The organism is Oleiphilus sp. HI0080, from assembly GCF_001635135.1.
The window spans coordinates 1-923 of record NZ_LWFU01000030.1; the positions used below are offsets into that span (position 1 = coordinate 1).

Here is a 923-nt window from a genome sequence, read left to right on the forward strand (position 1 = left end):
GTCGGGACAAATCACGGTAACGGATGCGATATCGGCAGGTCTTATTCAGGCGAATGCGACTACTACTGGGCCTATGTCTATTGAAGGCAAAAAGACCTATGGTGATGGTGATTTGCTGATCCACGTTAGTTACAAAGATGCGTGGGAGAAGCTTGGTGGCTTAGACGTGTTGATGTCCACTGATTCGACCTTGAACGCTGGTGCAGCATCAGCGCTTGGCGACGTTACTTTTGATGATTTGTTCGGTAATGGCTGGACGAAAGGAAAGGATTTCAACTTCAGCATTGATGCAATCGGCCTTGCTGATTCAACGTTTGCTGCGGGAGATTCAATTGGTGATAACTTTACTGGGCACACTGCAAACGGTATCGATCCTGATGGCGACGCTGGCACTACAGTATTGATCTCTGATCTTTCTATCAATGGTTATCTTGGGCCTGTTGATATCCATATCGAAAACAAAGGTAATGGTTTCGGTACTGGTACTGCAACGCCTACAATTGGCGCGGCAGATTCGAAGATCAACTGGAACACTTACGTTAACGTGACCGATCTTGATGTTTACCTGGATATTGCTGGTGTTCAAATCACTGATTTGAAAATTAACAATGTTCGAGGCGACGTAACGGATCTTAACGGGAACTTCGCGTTCGGTTTTGCACAGTCCAACCGTCAGATCTTTGCAGTGCGCAACACGGCTGGGTTTGATGCGGCGGGTCTTGCTGCAGCAGCTGGAGGAGCGGCTTACGCTAACCCAGTAGCAATGGCTAACGACCTTGGGCTAGACGGCGTAGCGATCAACACTACCTTTAAAGGTGATATGGAGATCGGTGCATTGTCATTCGGTGACACTGGTACTTCAATCGGTGAGTTGTATTGGACTGACATCGAGAGCTACACTAACTGGACTATTTCTGCACACT

At 47.7% G+C, this 923-nt stretch carries 1 protein-coding gene; it reads left to right on the plus strand.

The genetic code is table 11. The features are described 5' to 3' along the window. The coding region (locus A3751_RS22365) for a hypothetical protein (RefSeq protein ID WP_068450964.1) at window positions 1-923 on the plus strand (923 nt) is incomplete at both ends.